We start from the raw sequence: 16,287 nt of genomic DNA, 5'->3' as shown, positions 1-16,287 counted from the left end.
TTGAATTTCTCTTCTTACACTTCAAGCGAATCTTCAAGTATGCTCTTTCCTATTTTTCAAACACTTATATAGGGGAAATACTGCGAAAAAATTGTGAAGTTTTTTTCACTGATAATAAATAAAGAGTGGTGTCATGATGGATATTAATTTGAACATTTCCAGTTTGGAAAACATGAAGCTGAAGGAATTGTACGAGCTTGCCAGAACGTACAAGATTTCCTATTACAGCAAATTAACGAAAAAAGAATTAATTTTCGCCATTTTAAAAGCTAGAGCCGAGCAGCAAGGCTACTTTTTTATGGAAGGCGTTCTTGAAATTATTCAGTCAGAAGGATTTGGTTTCCTAAGACCGATAAATTATTCGCCAAGCTCGGAAGATATATATATTTCTGCTTCGCAAATTCGCCGATTCGACCTACGAAATGGGGACAAGGTTTCGGGGAAGGTTCGCCCGCCTAAGGAGAATGAGCGTTATTTCGGTTTATTACATGTTGAAGCTGTGAACGGTGACGATCCGGAATCGGCCAAGGAACGTGTACACTTCCCGGCGCTTACACCGTTATACCCAGATCGCCAAATGCTGTTAGAGACAACTCCAAAACATATTTCTACCCGAATTATGGATTTAATCGCACCTGTTGGGTTTGGTCAGCGTGGATTGATTGTCGCGCCACCTAAGGCAGGTAAAACGATGCTAATCAAAGAGATCGCTAATGCGATCACCACGAATCATCCGGAAGCTGAATTGATTGTGCTATTAATTGACGAGCGTCCAGAAGAAGTAACCGACATCGAGCGTTCGGTTGCCGGTGATGTTGTGTCCTCCACTTTTGACGAGGTGCCGGAGAATCATATTAAAGTCGCTGAGCTTGTGTTGGAGCGGGCAATGCGCCTGGTCGAGCATAAACGCGATGTCGTGATTTTGATGGATTCGATTACGCGTCTGGCTCGTGCCTATAACTTGGTTATTCCGCCAAGTGGTCGTACGTTATCAGGGGGGATTGACCCGGCGGCGTTCCACCGTCCGAAGCGTTTCTTTGGGGCGGCCCGTAATATTGAAGAGGGTGGCAGCTTAACGATTTTAGCAACGGCTCTAGTCGATACCGGCTCACGGATGGATGACGTCATTTACGAGGAATTCAAAGGAACCGGAAACATGGAACTTCACCTAGACCGTGCCCTTGCCGAGCGCCGAATTTTCCCTGCGCTTGACATCCGCCGTTCAGGTACAAGGAAAGAAGAATTGCTCATTCCGAAAATGCATTTGGACAAGCTATGGGCCATCCGCAAATCAATGTCCGACTCACCAGACTTCGCGGAAAAATTCTTACGCAAGCTAAGAACAACCAAATCAAACGAAGAATTCTTCGCAGCAATTGGCGAAGAACTAAAAGCGAAACAACGATAGAATCATTTTACAAAGCACTAGTTGATTGGAGCAGAAGGCGCGAAGACTCCTGCGGGATTAGCGGCAAAGGTGAGACCCCACAGGCGCGAAGCGACGAGGAGGCTCACCTGACGCCCCGCGGAAAGCGAAGCGCCTTCTGATCCAATCAACATTCGAGTGCAGCACATTATTATAAAAACTTTCCATTTAAAAACAGATTCTTGCAAAATGAAAAGTCGCTTGCTATAATGTTAGCAGTGTGTTTTTAATAAATGGTACAACTTTTGTACCAATATATAACTCTGTTTCGAAAGATTCAGGGCGTAAAGGAGATGAAAAGAATGAAAGCAGGAATTCATCCTAACTATAACAAAGCAATGGTGACTTGTGCTTGTGGAAACACGTTTGAATCTGGTTCTGTTAAAAAGGAACTTAAAGTAGAAACTTGCTCAGAGTGCCATCCTTTCTATACAGGACGTCAAAAGTTCGCTGAAGCTGGTGGACGTGTAGACAAGTTCAACAAAAAATACGGCATGAAGTAATAATGAACGAACAGGCAAGTGGAGTTTGCTACTTGCCTGTTTTTTATTTAGAAAGGCGGAAGCGCCCGTTTAGCGGCGTATGGACTTCAGCCCTTCTGACTGAGATAAAGGAAACACGAATCGTGTAGTTTGCGATGCGATGTTGACTTATCGTAGGAAAGGAGGGTGAAGTCCACTAGACGCTGGGCGCTGGAGCCAGACACTACTTATAGAGCATAAGATATTTGACCAATTTGTAAAAAAGCCGAGACAAATGGATACTTAACGACACAAACTAATGAATATAGATATTTTTTTAGCAAGAAAGGAGAGGCCGTTTACATGTATGTGATGAAGCAAAGCGGTTGGGTTGAGGTAATCTGCGGAAGTATGTTTTCGGGCAAGTCGGAGGAGTTGATTCGCCGAGTGCGCCGGACGCAGTTTGCTAAGCAGAAAATAGTTGTCTTTAAGCCACAATTGGATAATCGATATGCGAATGAAGCGATTGTTTCTCATAACGGAACTTCCTTTATCGCGATTCCGATTGCCCGTTCGACGGATATTTTCCAATATATTGATGCGGATGTCGATGTGATTGCCATTGATGAGGTGCAATTTTTCGATGCCGAAATTACCAATGTGGTGCAACAGCTAGCCGACAGTGGTCATCGTGTGATTGCGGCTGGATTGGATCAGGATTTCCGGGGCGAGCCATTTGGCCCGATGCCAAATATTATGGCGATTGCTGAGCTTGTCACGAAGCTTCAAGCTGTTTGTGCAGTTTGCGGTTCGCCGGCGAGCCGTACGCAGCGCTTAATTAACGGTCGTCCAGCATCCTACCATGACCCAATCATTCTTGTCGGGGCTTCGGAAGCATACGAACCGCGCTGTCGCCACCACCATGAAGTGCCTAGAACTCCCAGTTCGCTAGTGAGCGATTCTGCAGCGGTTGAAACGGTTAGCTCTAATTAAATCATTTTTATACGAAAAAACTGCCATTCTAGTTGAAGATTGGCAGTTTTTTTATGTGTTGAAGCGAGTGGTTTAGGAGAAATTAAAAATGGAGGTGGAATAAGTGAAAAAGCGTTTTTTAGTAGCGATAATCCTATTAATGGCCGTATTTGCGGCTGGTTGTAATAATTATTTAGGGAATGAAAATGTTGGTAACCACGGCGGAAAAAATGGGAACCTTTTAAATGTCCGTTCTAATAACCCGGAAACAAACGATGTCGACCGTGATGCGGTGACCGAACAGAATCCGAATTTCTTAAATTTGAGTTCTGATACGGCAACGCATGTGAACAATCTAGGATATGCTGTCGATCGGGTTAGATCGATGGCTAGAGCCGACAACCGCTTTGAAGTGGGGGGAATTACACGAAACGGCAGTACGATGAACATCACCGTCTATCCTAGACGTGACATGTCACGGAGCCAACAACAAAAAGCAGCCGCTCAACTCGAGAAAAAAATAACAGCAGCCCTCCCAACCTACACCATCAACATCAACATCGGAAACCGCTAAACAACAGCAGTCCGAGGCCAAACACTTTAACACTTTAAAGCATGTGGGGACAGTCCCCACATGCTTTAAAGCGTTGAAGTGTTTTAGTGTTTTAAAAAAAATACATGCTTTAAAGTGTTAAAGTGCTGTTCTTTTTGTAATTTGTTTTTGACCTTGGTTTTCGCCTATACTATAATTATAATGTTATGCCTATAAGATTGAGGTGAAGGACGTTGTTTGATCGTTTACAAGCGGTTGAAGACCGCTATGAGAAGTTGAATGAGCTGTTAAGTGATCCGGAAATTATAAATAACGCAAACAAACTGCGTGAATACTCCAAAGAGCAATCAGATATAAGTGAAACGGTGCAAGCCTACCGCGAGTACAAGGAAGCGAAAGGGCAACTAACCGAAGCGCTTGCGATGCTCGATGAAAAGCTTGATTCTGACATGCGCGAAATGGTGAAAGAAGAAGTCAGCGAGCTAAAAGACCGCATCGAAGAGTTGGAAGGCCGTTTGAAAATCCTTTTAATTCCGAAGGATCCGAACGATGACAAGAGTGTGATCATGGAGATTCGCGGCGCTGCTGGTGGCGAAGAGGCGGCTCTTTTTGCCGGTACGCTTTATCGTATGTATAGCCGTTTCGCAGAATCCCAGGGTTGGAAAATTGATATCATGGATTCAAACCCAACTGGTCTCGGTGGCTTTAAGGAAATTATTTTTATGATCAATGGAACGGGTGCCTATTCGAAACTTAAATTCGAAAACGGTGCACACCGCGTTCAGCGTGTTCCGGAAACAGAATCGGGTGGACGTATTCATACGTCAACGGCAACGGTTGCCTGCTTACCGGAAGCAGAAGAGGTCGAGGTGGAGATCCACGACAAGGACATCCGTTTTGATACATTCGCATCAAGCGGCGCCGGTGGACAGTCCGTTAACACGACGATGTCTGCAGTAAGATTAACGCATATCCCAACTGGTATCGTTGTATCATGTCAGGATGAAAAATCACAGCATAAAAATAAAGACAAAGCGATGAAAGTATTGCGTGCCCGCGTCTACGATAAATTCCAGCAAGAGGCGAGAGCTGAATACGACCAAGTCCGCAAATCTGCGGTTGGTACCGGAGATCGTTCCGAACGGATTCGTACCTACAATTTCCCGCAAAACCGTGTGACCGACCACCGCATCGGTTTAACGATTCAAAAATTGGACCAAATCATTGAAGGCAAGCTTGATGAAATTATTGACGCTTTAATCGTCGAGGACCAATCAAGTAGGCTGGAAGCTGCATCAGATGTCTAAAAAAGTTCACGAGGCCCTTACATGGGCTTCTTCTTTTTTAACGCCACTAGGTCGGGACGAAAATGCGGGAGAACTTTTGTTGCGCGAATTGACTGGTTGGAGTCGGGCCCAGTTGTTTGCCAATATGCAGGAAGAGCTCGCGCCTGAAGTCTGGTCCAGATTCCAGCGGTTCGTGTTGTTGCATGGCGATGAAGGTGTACCGATTCAATATTTGCTAGGATTTGAAGAATTTTATGGGCGCCGCTTTGCCGTTTCGCCTGCCGTGTTAATCCCGCGGCCAGAAACGGAAGAGCTCGTGTTTGGCGCTTTAGAACGGATTCGGCGAATGTTCCCACTCGAGTTAGGTGAGCCGCTTCAATTGTTAGACGTTGGAACCGGCAGTGGCGCCATCGGGGTGACGATGAAACTTGAGGGACCAAAGGGGTTGCGGGTCACTTTGTCAGACCTTTCCGAGTCGGCAATCGAGATGGCTCATGCCAATGCCGACAAGCTTGGGGCTGATGTCGAATTCGTACACGGTGATTTGCTTGAGCCGTTTATCAGCAGTGGTCGGAGGTTCGATATCATCCTTTCGAATCCGCCATATATCCCCGAGGGCGACCGATCATGGATGTCAGTCGTTGTAAAAGATCATGAGCCATCCTCGGCGTTATTTGCGGGGGAGGACGGGCTAGATTTGTACCGCCGATTTATGGTTGAACTGCCACAGGTGCTTGCAGAGCGTGCCCTCGTTGGCTTTGAAGTCGGTGCCGGGCAAGGCGAAACCGTGGCAGAGATGCTGAGCGAGGCTTTTCCTGGGGCCAAGGTTGAAGTCGTGAACGATATTAACGGCAAGGACCGGATGGTATTTGCTGAAATTGGTTACTAGTAATGGAGCTGCCCGTTGAGAAGGGCGGCTTTTTTTTTGTGTGGACATACTTATTTTTGTAAAAATGGCCTATTTTAAGAGGTACATTCCGTTAGGATCGAAATAGTCGCTCATTTTGCGATGATTTTTAGCCGATAGCGGAACCTATGTCCACAAAACTCCGAAAAGGTTAGCAATTTCCTCAAATAGCGGCACCTATGTCCGCAAAACTCCAAAAATGTAACTTTCCCCCGTCCCCAACGCTAAAAAAATAGTTTCCTAGATTTTTTTTAATTGCTAGTTTAAGATTCCGCATTTCTGTCCACAATGAGGATAGGAAAGGGACGGTGGCAAACGATGATGAAAAAATCACTAGGATTGGCCTATATATTAGTTTTGGCGATAGGAACGATTTTAAGTTTATATATACCGAAAAACGAGGTAACCGCAAACGAGGCGGTTGTCATCCCAAAAGAGGCGATTCGCCTACGGATTCTAGCAAACAGCGACAGCGAAGCCGATCAAGCGTTAAAGCGCAAAGTACGTGACGAAGTCAATGCCAACATCACAACTTGGGTGCAGGAGCTAACCTCCATTCGCGAGGCACGCGGCTTACTCCAAGAGAAGCAACCAGAAATACAAGCGATTGCCGAAGCGGTTGTAAAAAGAGAAGGCTCAACGCAAACGGTCCATGTCGAGTTTGGCAAGGTGCAGTTCCCAACGAAATTATATGGACAATTTTTATACCCGGCCGGCGAGTATGAAGCCATCCTCATCACGCTCGGCAAAGGCAAAGGTGCCAACTGGTGGTGCGTGTTATTTCCGCCATTATGTTTCCTCGATTTTTCAAATGGGGTTGCTGTAAGCGATGGTTTTGAAGGGCCAGCGGTGGCAAGTGCCAAGGAAGTAGCTCCGACCTCAGAGGCTTCAGTTGAAAACGTGGAGCCGGCAGTTATTCCTGAAAAAGTAGAAACCGCAGTCATCTCTGAAAAAGAGGAACCAATCGTCATTCCGGAAAAAAAGGTGGATGATAGAGTTCAGGTGGAGAAGCCGCTTGCTCAGGTTGAACCGGTTCAAACAGAACAGTTAGTTGAAAAGGATCCTGTCTTTGTCGCTGAAGAAGAGCAAAGAGTCGAAGTGAAATTTTTCTTGAAAGAATTGTGGTTAAAGATTTTCTAATTACGCAAACAACTCTCTTATATATTGGAAAAAAACGACGGCCCCCCCTCCGTCGTTTTTTCGCGTGGACATAGGTCATAATTTGCACCGAACTAGTTCAATTTTAAGAAAAAGATAGGTTACAGAGATTCAGTTTGATTCAGCTTCGCTCACACCACCATTTTTATGAAAATTGGTTCTACTTTTTCTACTAATTCATATTCATAGAATAAAAAGATTAGATGAGGTGGAAAAAATGGAAACGGCGATGATTCGGTTGGCTACAGCGCAGGATTTGCCACAGCTTGTGAATTTTTTGGAGAAAGCACATCTCGGTACAGAGGGCGTCCAGGAAACGATAGACTACTTTCTATTAATGGAAGATGAATCTGGTAGATTGCGAGCGACATTGGGAGTGGAGCCGTTTGGCGAAAATGGACTGCTGCGTTCGCTAGTGGTAACGGCGGGGATGAAAGAAAATGAAATCCTTTTGCTATTTGAACAAATTTTACGATTAACCAAAGAGAAGAAAATGACTAGCTTGTATTTGGCGACAAATAAAGCAACTTCGGTGCCGTTTTTTAAAATGTTAGGGTTTTCCACAGTTTCGGAGGAGGAATTACCGGCCGATCTCTACAAGTCCCAGCATATTAAAAATATCTTAATTGTGGATAACTCGGTATTTTTGAAAATAACCATGTGATTTTGTGGATAGTTCTGCAAAGTTATCCACGGAATTGCCCGAATTGTCCACAAAATGTGGATAAAAACTTGTGTTCGCATTTATTTTCTTTTATACTTGCAAAAGAAAAATCGGCGAAATGATACGGAAATTGTAGATTTCTGTCGTTTCATTTTTGCGAATAAAAGGTGAATAATCGATGAATACAAATTATTGGATAGTGGATAAGTTTGTGGGTAAATTAAGAGATTATCCACAGATTCAACAGGCGGCTGAACTTTTACGAAAAAATGAAGTCGTGGCATTCCCGACGGAGACGGTATATGGATTAGGTGGCAATGCTGAGAACGACGAGGCTGTTGGTAAAATTTTTGCAGCCAAAGGACGGCCGAGCGATAATCCACTGATTATCCACATTGCCCACAAGGAACAGATATCGGCGTTTGTCGAATCGGTGCCGGTGAAGGCAGAAAAGCTAATGGATGCATTCTGGCCTGGTCCGTTGACGATTATTTTTCAAAAAAAGGCGGGGGTACTGTCGGAAAAAGCTACGGCCGGTCTTGAGACAGTGGGTGTGCGGATACCAGACCATCCCGTTGCGTTGGCGGTCTTAGAGGCATGCCGGTTGCCGATTGCGGCACCAAGTGCGAATCGTTCTGGAAAGCCAAGTCCAACAACAGGCCAACATGTGCTGGAGGATTTGGAGGGTCGGGTGAGCGGTATTTTGGACGGTGGAGCCACTGGGGTTGGAGTGGAATCAACCGTGATTGATTGTACGGAAGAGGTACCAATCATCTTGCGGCCGGGCGGGGTGACACAGGCACAGATTGAGGCGGTAATTGGACAAGTACGGCTCGATGCGGCGTTGACGAATTTGGCGGAGGCACCGAAATCGCCGGGGATGAAATACCAGCATTATGCGCCAGATGCGCCGTTGTTTTTGGTACAGGGATCGTTGCCGTTTTGGCAGGAATTGATCGCGGCGAAAAAGGCAGAAGGGCTCCGCGTTGGGGTGCTGACCACCGAGGAACGGCTGGCTGAGTTTGCCTCTGCGGATGTCGTGTTGGCTTGTGGTCGCCGTGGCAATCTGGAGTCGGTAGCGGGGGCGCTTTACGGGACACTTCGGACTTTTAATGAAGCCAATGTGGATGTTATTTTTAGCGAAATGTTCCCGAATGAGGGTGTTGGCCAGGCGATTATGAATCGGTTGGACAAGGCGGCCGGGCATCGGGTCATAAGTGAATAGTCGTTTTGTGTAGGGGTCCTTCGGTTTTTCGAGGGCCTTTTTTGGTGGAGTTGGTTGGGGTTGGAATTTTTTCTTCTAAAGCGATGTGGACGTGCATATCTTGAAGTAGCAAGTCCAAGGGGGCGAATGGGAGAAATGACAGCAGTTGCGGGAGAGTTATTAACACTTACTTTAATGGCGTTTGCGCTAGGGATGGATGCCTTTTCCATCGGTCTCGGGATGGGGATGTATAAGCTTCGGTTACGGCAGATTTTTAAAATTGGGATTACCATTGGTCTTTTCCATGTCTGGATGCCGCTTTTAGGGATCATTGCGGGGAAATTTTTGTCCGAACAATTCGGGACATTGGCGACATATATTGGTGGTGGGTTGCTGATTCTGCTGGGGGTGCAAATGATTTGGAACAGCTTCAAAAGCGAGGATAGCCAAATCATTACGCCTGTTGGCTTTGGATTAATGGTATTTGCGTTCAGTGTCAGTTTGGATAGCTTTTCGGTTGGGTTAACCTTGGGGATTTACCAGGCAAAAACGGTGCTGGTGCTACTTTGCTTTGGGATAGCGGCTACGGTGACCACCTGGGTAGGCCTCCTCATCGGCAGGAAAGTCCAAGGCTGGCTCGGACACTACGGAGAAGCCCTCGGCGGCAGCATCCTCCTCGCCTTCGGCCTCAAACTCCTCCTTTAACCCATTAACGCTTTAAAACATGTGGGGACAGTCCCGCTTCGCTTTAACGCGGTGAAGTGTAAATATCTTTAAGGTACTCAAGTGCGTTAACGCTTTAATGCTTTAATGAACGTGGGGACAGTCCCCACATGCTTTAAAGCGTTGAAGTGTAAGGTTGGGTGGGGTTGGGTTATAATGGGTGGATAGGAAGGGGGTTGGTTGTATGGTGCGGATTTTGTTTGTTTGTACGGGTAATACGTGTCGCAGTCCGATGGCAGAGGCGATTTTGCGGAGTAAGCAGATAAAAGATGTGGAGGTAAGGTCTGCTGGTGTTTATGCAATGGACGGATTGGCAGCTTCCCCACATGCAAAGACTGTGTTGGCAAATCATCAAATTGAGAAGGAACATGTTTCAAAATTTTTACGTCAAGAAGATATAGACTGGGCGACACATATTTTAACAATGACGGAGTCACATAAAGTAGCAGTGGTACAAAACTTTCCAAGCGCTCAGGAAAAGACATACACATTAACAGGCTATGTAGGTGAAGGGGAAAAGGATATTATCGATCCATACGGTGGGAATTTAGAAATTTATCAAAAAACATATAAAGTTTTAAACGAGTTGGTCGATAAAATAATTAGTAGACTTATTTAAAGAGAGACAAATGACCAGCCGGAGGAGAAAAAATGGGTAATCAAAAACGCTACAAGTTCGGTTTAAGAAAAAAACTTGTCTTATTCACTTCAGTTTTAGCCATCATAACGTATGCGACAAGTGCCTTATTTTTGTATGTTATTTATCCGATGATAGAAAAATCCTTACCCTTTAAAGAAACGTTTTTTACCGTAATCGTATTAGTACTAGGTATTATTTGGTCGGGAATTCTAGCCTTTTTTGCGGCTGGATTCATTATTAAACCACTTCAGAAACTTGAAAGAGTCGCTTTAAAAGCTGCAAACGGTGAAATTGGTGAAGACGTGGAGCCCTCAGGGTCTGATGATGAAATTCGTGCTTTAGGAATAGCTTTTAATCACATGCTTGCAAATCTAAGAGAGATGGTTCAACAAATCGAAGAAAATTTTGTCGAAACAAACAAAAAGGTTATTTTAATTTCACAGGAATCGGCCACTGCCTCAAAAGCAGCTGAATCGGTGGGGAGAACCATTAATGAAATAGCTATTGGGGCCAGCCAATCTGCAGTTGCAGTTCAGGATACAGTGGAATTTTTAAACGAAGTTGTATATTTAGCAAGTGAGGTTCAAGAAAATTCGCGGTCTGCTGAGAGGATCTCCAATGATATGATGGCTGATTTACGGCAGTCCCATGATGCTATTCATTCATTAGTCTCGGGTATTTCCGAGGTAGCAGCGGAAAGTCAGCAATCATTAGATATGGTAAAGAGTTTAGAGGCCAATGCTGCAAAAGTAGATGAGATTATTCAATTAGTTGGAGCGATGGCCGCTCAAACAAATTTGCTGGCATTAAATGCATCAATAGAAGCAGTAAGAGCAGGTGAACAAGGAAAAGGCTTTGCGGTTGTTGCGAATGAAGTTCGGAATCTTGCGGATGAAAGCGCTAAAGCTGCTCAGGATATCTCTGAATTAATCACCAATATCCAATCGGATGTAACTAAAGTAGTGAAGCTAATTATGCTTCAGGTCGAACAGGCAAATAGAGAATCCCTTAAAGGTGCTAAAGCCAATAGTGTGATGGAGAAAATGACCGAAACGGTTCATCAAATGGCGGGTAGTGTAACTAAAATTACATCTTTAGTTGATCAACAAATGGAAAGTGTAAAGCAAACATCGATACAATCCCAGGAGGTTGCCGCGATTGCAAGACAAACCTCTGTAGGTACAAAGGAAGCGGCGGTTTCCACATCTGAACAATCAGCTTTAATTGAAAGTGTGGAACATCGTGCTCGCGAATTAAAGGAACAAGCAGATAAATTAAAAGCAACTATTACTAATTTTCAAGTTTAATAAAAAAACTGCACTCCGAGCGCGAGTGCAGTTTTTTTAGAATTCGAGCAAGGTTTCATTAACTGTTGCAGACTTTTATTTTTTAATCGACTATGACACAATAATAAAAGATTCGTAAAAATTGAAGGGGGCATTTTTAAGATGAAGGTAGCTATTGCATCCGATCATGGTGGTATCAATATTCGCAAGGAAATCGCGTCATTATTAACGGAAATGGGCATTGAGTTTGAGGACTTTGGCTGTGAATGTGAGACGTCCGTCGACTATCCGGACTATGCGCTTCCTGTTGCTAATAAGGTCGCTTCCGGGGAATTTGACCGCGGTATCTTGATTTGCGGGACCGGGATTGGCATGAGCATTGCCGCAAACAAGGTCAAGGGAATTCGCTGTGCCCTAGCGCATGATACGTTTAGTGCACGTGCGACCCGCGAGCATAATGATACGAATATGCTGGCAATGGGTGAGCGTGTCATTGGGGCAGGTCTGGCGCGTGATATCGCGAAAATATGGCTTACCACCGAATTTCAGGGCGGACGCCATGAGAACCGCGTCAACAAAATCACTAGCTACGAAAACCAGTAAGGGGTGAGTGAAATTGGCGCACACGGAATCGGAAACACTCAAAGTTTGGGAACAGGCTTTACAGACGATTCTCGAGGAATTCCATCAGCAAACCTCCTTGTCTAGTAAAAATATTCTCGTTGTCGGGTGTAGCACGAGTGAGGTCATAGGTCAAAAAATCGGCACAGCCGGAACCTTTGAAGTCGCGGAAATGATTTTCGAAAAGCTAAAGTGGTTTCAGCAGGAAACGGGTGTCGGACTCGCGTTTCAATGCTGCGAGCACCTCAACCGAGCGCTCGTGGTCGAAAGATCTATTTTAGAAGAAAAAAGCCTCGAGGAAGTGTCGGTCGTGCCGGCTCGGACTGCTGGAGGAGCGATGGCGACTTATGCGTACGAGCACTTCGCAGATCCTGCGGTGGTCGAATTTATCAAGGCGGATGCCGGGATTGACATCGGCGATACGCTGATTGGCATGCATCTAAAGCATGTGGCCGTTCCAGTGCGGACGTCGGTGAAAGCGGTTGGCGAGGCCCATGTTACATTGGCGAAATCGCGTCCGAAGTTGATTGGCGGAGCAAGGTCGGTTTATGAAAAAAATTCGCAAAATAATCAGTGTTCATAGACAGGCAAGGCGGGTAGTGGAAGAATCGGTGACAAACATCCTTCTTTTAAAAGCGGTTTCATGTTAAGATAGGATTGGCAATTTTTCAAATAGTACATATTTTTTTCGAAAGTAAAAGGGGGATACATGATGAAGCACTTAGAAACAAAGGATCCAGAGGTTTTTGCTTCGATTCAAAAGGAATTAGGTAGACAACGTGGGAATATCGAATTAATCGCATCGGAAAACTTTGTTAGTGAAGCGGTTATGGAGGCCCAAGGCTCTGTTTTAACCAACAAATACGCGGAAGGCTATCCAGGTCGCCGCTATTATGGCGGTTGCGAATTTGTTGACGTGACGGAAGATTTAGCAAGAGACCGCGCAAAGAAAATCTTTGGTGCTGAGCATGCCAACGTACAGCCGCATTCAGGCGCGCAGGCGAACATGGCGGTTTACTTCACGATCCTTAAGACTGGTGACACGGTTTTAGGCATGAATTTATCTCATGGTGGCCACTTAACGCACGGTAGCCCGGTTAACTTTAGTGGTATCCAATATAACTTTGTTGAATATGGTGTTGACGCAGAGACACACCTCATTAATTATGAAGATGTTCGTGAAAAAGCGCTCCAGCACAAGCCGAAATTGATTGTTGCCGGTGCAAGTGCGTACCCGCGTGCGATTGATTTTGCGAAATTCCGTGAAATCGCCGATGAGGTTGGCGCGTACTTAATGGTTGATATGGCGCATATCGCAGGACTTGTAGCGGCCGGCTTACATATGAATCCAGTTCCATACGCTGATTTCGTCACATCAACGACGCATAAAACGCTTCGCGGGCCTCGTGGCGGCTTAATTCTTTGTCGCGAAGAATTTGCAAAAGCCATCGATAAGTCCGTGTTCCCGGGAATCCAAGGCGGACCTTTAATGCATGTCATCGCTGCCAAAGCGGTTGCATTTGGTGAAGCATTACAGGACGACTTTAAAGATTACGCAAGTAAAATTGTTGCCAACGCTGCCCGTTTAGCAGAAGGTCTTAAAAAAGAAGGCATCAACCTTGTTTCTGGCGGTACCGACAATCACTTATTGTTAATCGACACACGCAGCTTGGATTTAACGGGTAAAGTGGCTGAGAAAGTACTTGATGAAGTTGGAATCACGGTTAATAAAAACACGATTCCATTCGACCCGGCAAGCCCGTTCGTTACTAGTGGAATCCGCATCGGAACAGCAGCTGTCACCACTCGTGGCTTTGGCTTAGAAGAAATGGACGAAATCGCATCCATCATCGCTGACACATTGAAAGATCACGAAAACGATGCTAACCTAGAAAAATCACGCAAACGCGTAGCCGAACTAACAAGCAAATTCGTGCTATACCCAGAAAAATAATATTTAAAAAGGGCTTGCTCCAACAAAAGAGCAAGCCCTTTCTTAATATCCACACATCCTTCACCACTTTAAAGCATGTGGGGACTGTCCCGCAGTGCTTTAACGCGGTGAAGTGAGTGGGGACAGTCCCCACATGCTTTAAAGTGTTAAAGTGGTTTTAAGAGTATGCATACGCTTTAATGTGGTAAAGTTTTCTTGTTTGGGTTTGCCTGTTTATAGTTGAAGTTGGTTGGGTTTTTTTGTAGAATTAGACGAATACATAGTTTGGTGCGGTGTCAGAGATTCTAATTTTGATGCTATTTTAAAGAAAAGGGGCGATGACTGTGGCAAAGGTTTATGTTTTTGATCATCCACTGATTCAGCATAAGTTGACTTACATCCGCGATAAGCACACGGGGACGAAGGAGTTCCGCGAGCTTGTTGATGAAGTGGCGACGTTAATGGCTTTTGAAATTACTCGAGATATGTCGCTTGAAGACATTACCATCGAAACACCAGTAAACGAAACGAAATCAAAGGTGCTTTCAGGTAAAAAAATCGGCATCATCCCAATCTTACGTGCGGGAATCGGGATGGTCGATGGAATCCTTAAACTAATCCCGGCGGCAAAGGTCGGTCACATCGGGCTCTACCGCGACCCGCAAACACTAAAGCCTGTCGAATATTATGTGAAACTTCCTTCCGATGTGGAGGAGAGAGATTTTATCGTCGTAGATCCAATGCTGGCAACAGGTGGTTCAGCGGTTGAAGCGATCAATTCGTTGAAAAATCGCGGTGCGAAGCATATTAAATTCATGTGTTTAATTGCAGCACCAGAAGGCGTTGCCGCCGTTCGAGCCAACCATCCTGACGTCGATATTTATATTGCGGCTCTTGATGAAAAGCTAAATGACCATGGCTACATTGTTCCGGGTCTTGGCGATGCTGGTGACAGACTGTTCGGCACGAAATAATTTAAGCAATATCGGAACAATTTTATAAAAAACCAAGGCACCATTCCCGCAAAAGGATGGTGCCTTGCTGCAAAAGTACATAAAGAAGGTGTTAAAATTGGAAAGACCTATTAAAGTCATGACGATTTTCGGGACGAGACCGGAGGCCATCAAAATGGCGCCGCTAGTGTTGGAATTAAACAAACACCCTGAGCATTTCGAATCGATTGTTACGGTAACGGCACAGCACCGACAAATGCTCGACCAAGTACTAAACATCTTTGAAATCACACCGGATTACGACCTCAACATCATGAAAGACCGCCAAACACTTATCGACGTGGTGACACGCGGCTTAGAAGGCCTTGATAAGGTAATGAAGGACGTCAAGCCAGACATCGTGCTCGTTCACGGTGATACGGCAACGACCTTCGTCGCAAGCTTAGCCGCCTATTATAATCAAATTGTGGTTGGTCATGTCGAAGCGGGACTGCGGACTTGGAATAAATACTCGCCGTTCCCTGAAGAGATGAACCGCCAGCTAACAGGCGTAATTGCTGACCTCCATTTTGCGCCGACTGCGATGTCAGCGGAAAATTTGCTAAGAGAAAACAAGAAAAACGAGGATATTTTCATCACCGGGAACACAGCGATTGATGCGCTGAAAACAACGGTGAAGGACGAGTACCAACATGATGTGCTTGATAAAATTGGCTCTGACCGCCTGATTCTTTTAACGGCACATCGCCGCGAAAATTTAGGCGAGCCAATGCGCAATATGTTCCGTGCGATTAAGCGTATTGTGGAGGAGCAACCGGATGTACAGGTGATTTATCCGGTTCATTTAAACCCTGTCGTGCGTGAAATTGCAGGGGAAGTTCTTGGCGACGACCCACGGATCCATTTAATCGAGCCGCTAGACGTCATCGATTTCCATAACTTTGCCGCACGTGCCTATTTGATTTTAACTGATTCCGGCGGCGTGCAAGAGGAGGCACCTTCACTTGGTGTTCCGGTCCTCGTGCTTCGCGACACGACTGAACGTCCAGAAGGAATTGCCGCAGGAACCTTGAAACTGGCCGGCGTCGATGAGGAAACGATTTATTCGATGGCAACCGAACTGTTGACCGACCGCAATGCTTATGAAAAAATGGCCCACGCTGCAAACCCGTATGGCGACGGTCATGCGTCCAAGCGAATTGGCGAGGCCATTCGCTACTACTTTAAGCAGCTTGAGGAACGTCCGGAAGAATATTTGTAAAATAAGTTGGGGCAGGGCTCGATCCGAAATTGGATCGGGTCTTGTTTTTGTCTTGCGGGTTTTATGAAAAATAGCAAGCTGAATGGTGACAGATTTGTGAAAAAAGTAAATATTTCGGGAAAAGAGGTAAATATCTGCTGTGAAAAGGAAAATAACTGGTGAAGAGAGGTAAATATGTTAGGGAAAGAGGTAAATACTATTTCTGCAACGGGCGTCGGTGGTACGCTCGATACACTTTG

17 protein-coding genes are annotated in these 16,287 nt (G+C 45.3%); all 17 read left to right on the top strand.

What is annotated here, in order from left to right; translation table 11 throughout:
* Positions 1 to 142 precede the first annotated feature (142 nt).
* The 17 genes from rho to wecB all read left to right on the top strand — a co-directional run bounded on the left by rho (position 143) and on the right by wecB (position 16,048).
* On the top strand, positions 143 to 1,408 hold the full coding sequence (gene rho / locus ACX9YW_RS06395; RefSeq protein WP_460343914.1) for a transcription termination factor Rho: 1,266 nt from the start codon (positions 143 to 145) through the stop codon (positions 1,406 to 1,408).
* Positions 1,409 to 1,728: 320 nt separating this feature from the next.
* A complete protein-coding gene (rpmE, locus tag ACX9YW_RS06390; protein ID WP_460343557.1) occupies positions 1,729 to 1,929 on the top strand; it encodes a 50S ribosomal protein L31 in 201 nt (66 codons plus the stop codon).
* 321 nt (positions 1,930 to 2,250) lie between these two features.
* Positions 2,251 to 2,880 (top strand): thymidine kinase, encoded by a 630-nt coding sequence (locus ACX9YW_RS06385; RefSeq protein ID WP_460343554.1) that lies wholly within the window; start codon positions 2,251 to 2,253, stop codon positions 2,878 to 2,880.
* A gap of 103 nt (positions 2,881 to 2,983) precedes the next feature.
* Positions 2,984 to 3,433: a hypothetical protein gene (locus ACX9YW_RS06380; RefSeq protein WP_460343551.1), complete on the top strand. Its 450-nt coding sequence runs from the start codon at positions 2,984 to 2,986 to the stop codon at positions 3,431 to 3,433.
* Positions 3,434 to 3,645: 212 nt separating this feature from the next.
* Positions 3,646 to 4,719: a peptide chain release factor 1 gene (gene prfA, locus ACX9YW_RS06375; protein WP_460343548.1), complete on the top strand. Its 1,074-nt coding sequence runs from the start codon at positions 3,646 to 3,648 to the stop codon at positions 4,717 to 4,719.
* Positions 4,712 to 5,587 carry a peptide chain release factor N(5)-glutamine methyltransferase gene (gene prmC, locus ACX9YW_RS06370; RefSeq protein WP_460343545.1) on the top strand — a complete coding sequence of 292 codons (876 nt, stop codon included), beginning with the start codon at positions 4,712 to 4,714 and terminating at the stop codon, positions 5,585 to 5,587. The genes prfA and prmC overlap by 8 nt, the downstream gene beginning before the upstream one ends.
* Before the next feature lie 336 nt (positions 5,588 to 5,923).
* Positions 5,924 to 6,745 (top strand): stage II sporulation protein R, encoded by an 822-nt coding sequence (spoIIR, locus tag ACX9YW_RS06365; RefSeq protein WP_460343542.1) that lies wholly within the window; start codon positions 5,924 to 5,926, stop codon positions 6,743 to 6,745.
* Between the two features lie 235 nt (positions 6,746 to 6,980).
* Positions 6,981 to 7,427: a GNAT family N-acetyltransferase gene (locus tag ACX9YW_RS06360; RefSeq protein WP_460343539.1), complete on the top strand. Its 447-nt coding sequence runs from the start codon at positions 6,981 to 6,983 to the stop codon at positions 7,425 to 7,427.
* A gap of 178 nt (positions 7,428 to 7,605) precedes the next feature.
* Positions 7,606 to 8,652 (top strand): L-threonylcarbamoyladenylate synthase, encoded by a 1,047-nt coding sequence (locus tag ACX9YW_RS06355; protein ID WP_460343535.1) that lies wholly within the window; start codon positions 7,606 to 7,608, stop codon positions 8,650 to 8,652.
* A 135-nt stretch (positions 8,653 to 8,787) separates the two neighbouring features.
* The gene (locus ACX9YW_RS06350; protein WP_460343532.1) at positions 8,788 to 9,336 is read left to right on the top strand and encodes a manganese efflux pump MntP; all 549 of its coding nucleotides are present in this window, start codon (positions 8,788 to 8,790) and stop codon (positions 9,334 to 9,336) included.
* A gap of 202 nt (positions 9,337 to 9,538) precedes the next feature.
* Positions 9,539 to 9,973, top strand: a complete 435-nt coding sequence (locus tag ACX9YW_RS06345; protein ID WP_460343529.1) for a low molecular weight protein arginine phosphatase — start codon at positions 9,539 to 9,541, stop codon at positions 9,971 to 9,973.
* Between the two features lie 32 nt (positions 9,974 to 10,005).
* Positions 10,006 to 11,301 (top strand): methyl-accepting chemotaxis protein, encoded by a 1,296-nt coding sequence (locus tag ACX9YW_RS06340; RefSeq protein ID WP_460343526.1) that lies wholly within the window; start codon positions 10,006 to 10,008, stop codon positions 11,299 to 11,301.
* Positions 11,302 to 11,442: 141 nt separating this feature from the next.
* A complete protein-coding gene (gene rpiB, locus ACX9YW_RS06335) occupies positions 11,443 to 11,883 on the top strand; it encodes a ribose 5-phosphate isomerase B (RefSeq protein WP_460343523.1) in 441 nt (146 codons plus the stop codon).
* A 13-nt stretch (positions 11,884 to 11,896) separates the two neighbouring features.
* Positions 11,897 to 12,484, top strand: coding sequence for a TIGR01440 family protein (locus ACX9YW_RS06330; RefSeq protein ID WP_460343520.1), 588 nt, complete (start codon positions 11,897 to 11,899; stop codon positions 12,482 to 12,484).
* 129 nt (positions 12,485 to 12,613) lie between these two features.
* Entirely contained in the window at positions 12,614 to 13,855 is a 1,242-nt protein-coding gene (glyA, locus tag ACX9YW_RS06325; RefSeq protein WP_460343911.1) for a serine hydroxymethyltransferase, read from the top strand.
* Positions 13,856 to 14,178: 323 nt separating this feature from the next.
* On the top strand, positions 14,179 to 14,808 hold the full coding sequence (gene upp / locus ACX9YW_RS06320) for a uracil phosphoribosyltransferase (protein WP_460343517.1): 630 nt from the start codon (positions 14,179 to 14,181) through the stop codon (positions 14,806 to 14,808).
* Between the two features lie 97 nt (positions 14,809 to 14,905).
* A complete protein-coding gene (gene wecB, locus ACX9YW_RS06315) occupies positions 14,906 to 16,048 on the top strand; it encodes a non-hydrolyzing UDP-N-acetylglucosamine 2-epimerase (protein ID WP_460343514.1) in 1,143 nt (380 codons plus the stop codon).
* Positions 16,049 to 16,287 lie beyond the last annotated feature (239 nt).

The sequence above is a fragment of the Pseudoneobacillus rhizolycopersici genome, from assembly GCF_054786815.1.
This window is presented reverse-complemented; position numbering and strand designations above follow the sequence as displayed.

Excerpts from the sequence above, each read along its gene's own strand:
- rpmE (WP_460343557.1), top strand. The coding sequence starts at position 1,729 with ATGAAAGCAGGAATTCATCCTAACTATAACAAAGCAATGGTGACTTGT.
- ACX9YW_RS06385 (WP_460343554.1), top strand. The coding sequence starts at position 2,251 with ATGTATGTGATGAAGCAAAGCGGTTGGGTTGAGGTAATCTGCGGAAGT.
- prmC (WP_460343545.1), top strand. The coding sequence starts at position 4,712 with ATGTCTAAAAAAGTTCACGAGGCCCTTACATGGGCTTCTTCTTTTTTA.
- spoIIR (WP_460343542.1), top strand. The coding sequence starts at position 5,924 with ATGATGAAAAAATCACTAGGATTGGCCTATATATTAGTTTTGGCGATA.
- ACX9YW_RS06360 (WP_460343539.1), top strand. The coding sequence starts at position 6,981 with ATGGAAACGGCGATGATTCGGTTGGCTACAGCGCAGGATTTGCCACAG.
- ACX9YW_RS06355 (WP_460343535.1), top strand. The coding sequence starts at position 7,606 with ATGAATACAAATTATTGGATAGTGGATAAGTTTGTGGGTAAATTAAGA.
- ACX9YW_RS06350 (WP_460343532.1), top strand. The coding sequence starts at position 8,788 with ATGACAGCAGTTGCGGGAGAGTTATTAACACTTACTTTAATGGCGTTT.
- ACX9YW_RS06345 (WP_460343529.1), top strand. The coding sequence starts at position 9,539 with ATGGTGCGGATTTTGTTTGTTTGTACGGGTAATACGTGTCGCAGTCCG.
- ACX9YW_RS06340 (WP_460343526.1), top strand. The coding sequence starts at position 10,006 with ATGGGTAATCAAAAACGCTACAAGTTCGGTTTAAGAAAAAAACTTGTC.
- rpiB (WP_460343523.1), top strand. The coding sequence starts at position 11,443 with ATGAAGGTAGCTATTGCATCCGATCATGGTGGTATCAATATTCGCAAG.
- glyA (WP_460343911.1), top strand. The coding sequence starts at position 12,614 with ATGAAGCACTTAGAAACAAAGGATCCAGAGGTTTTTGCTTCGATTCAA.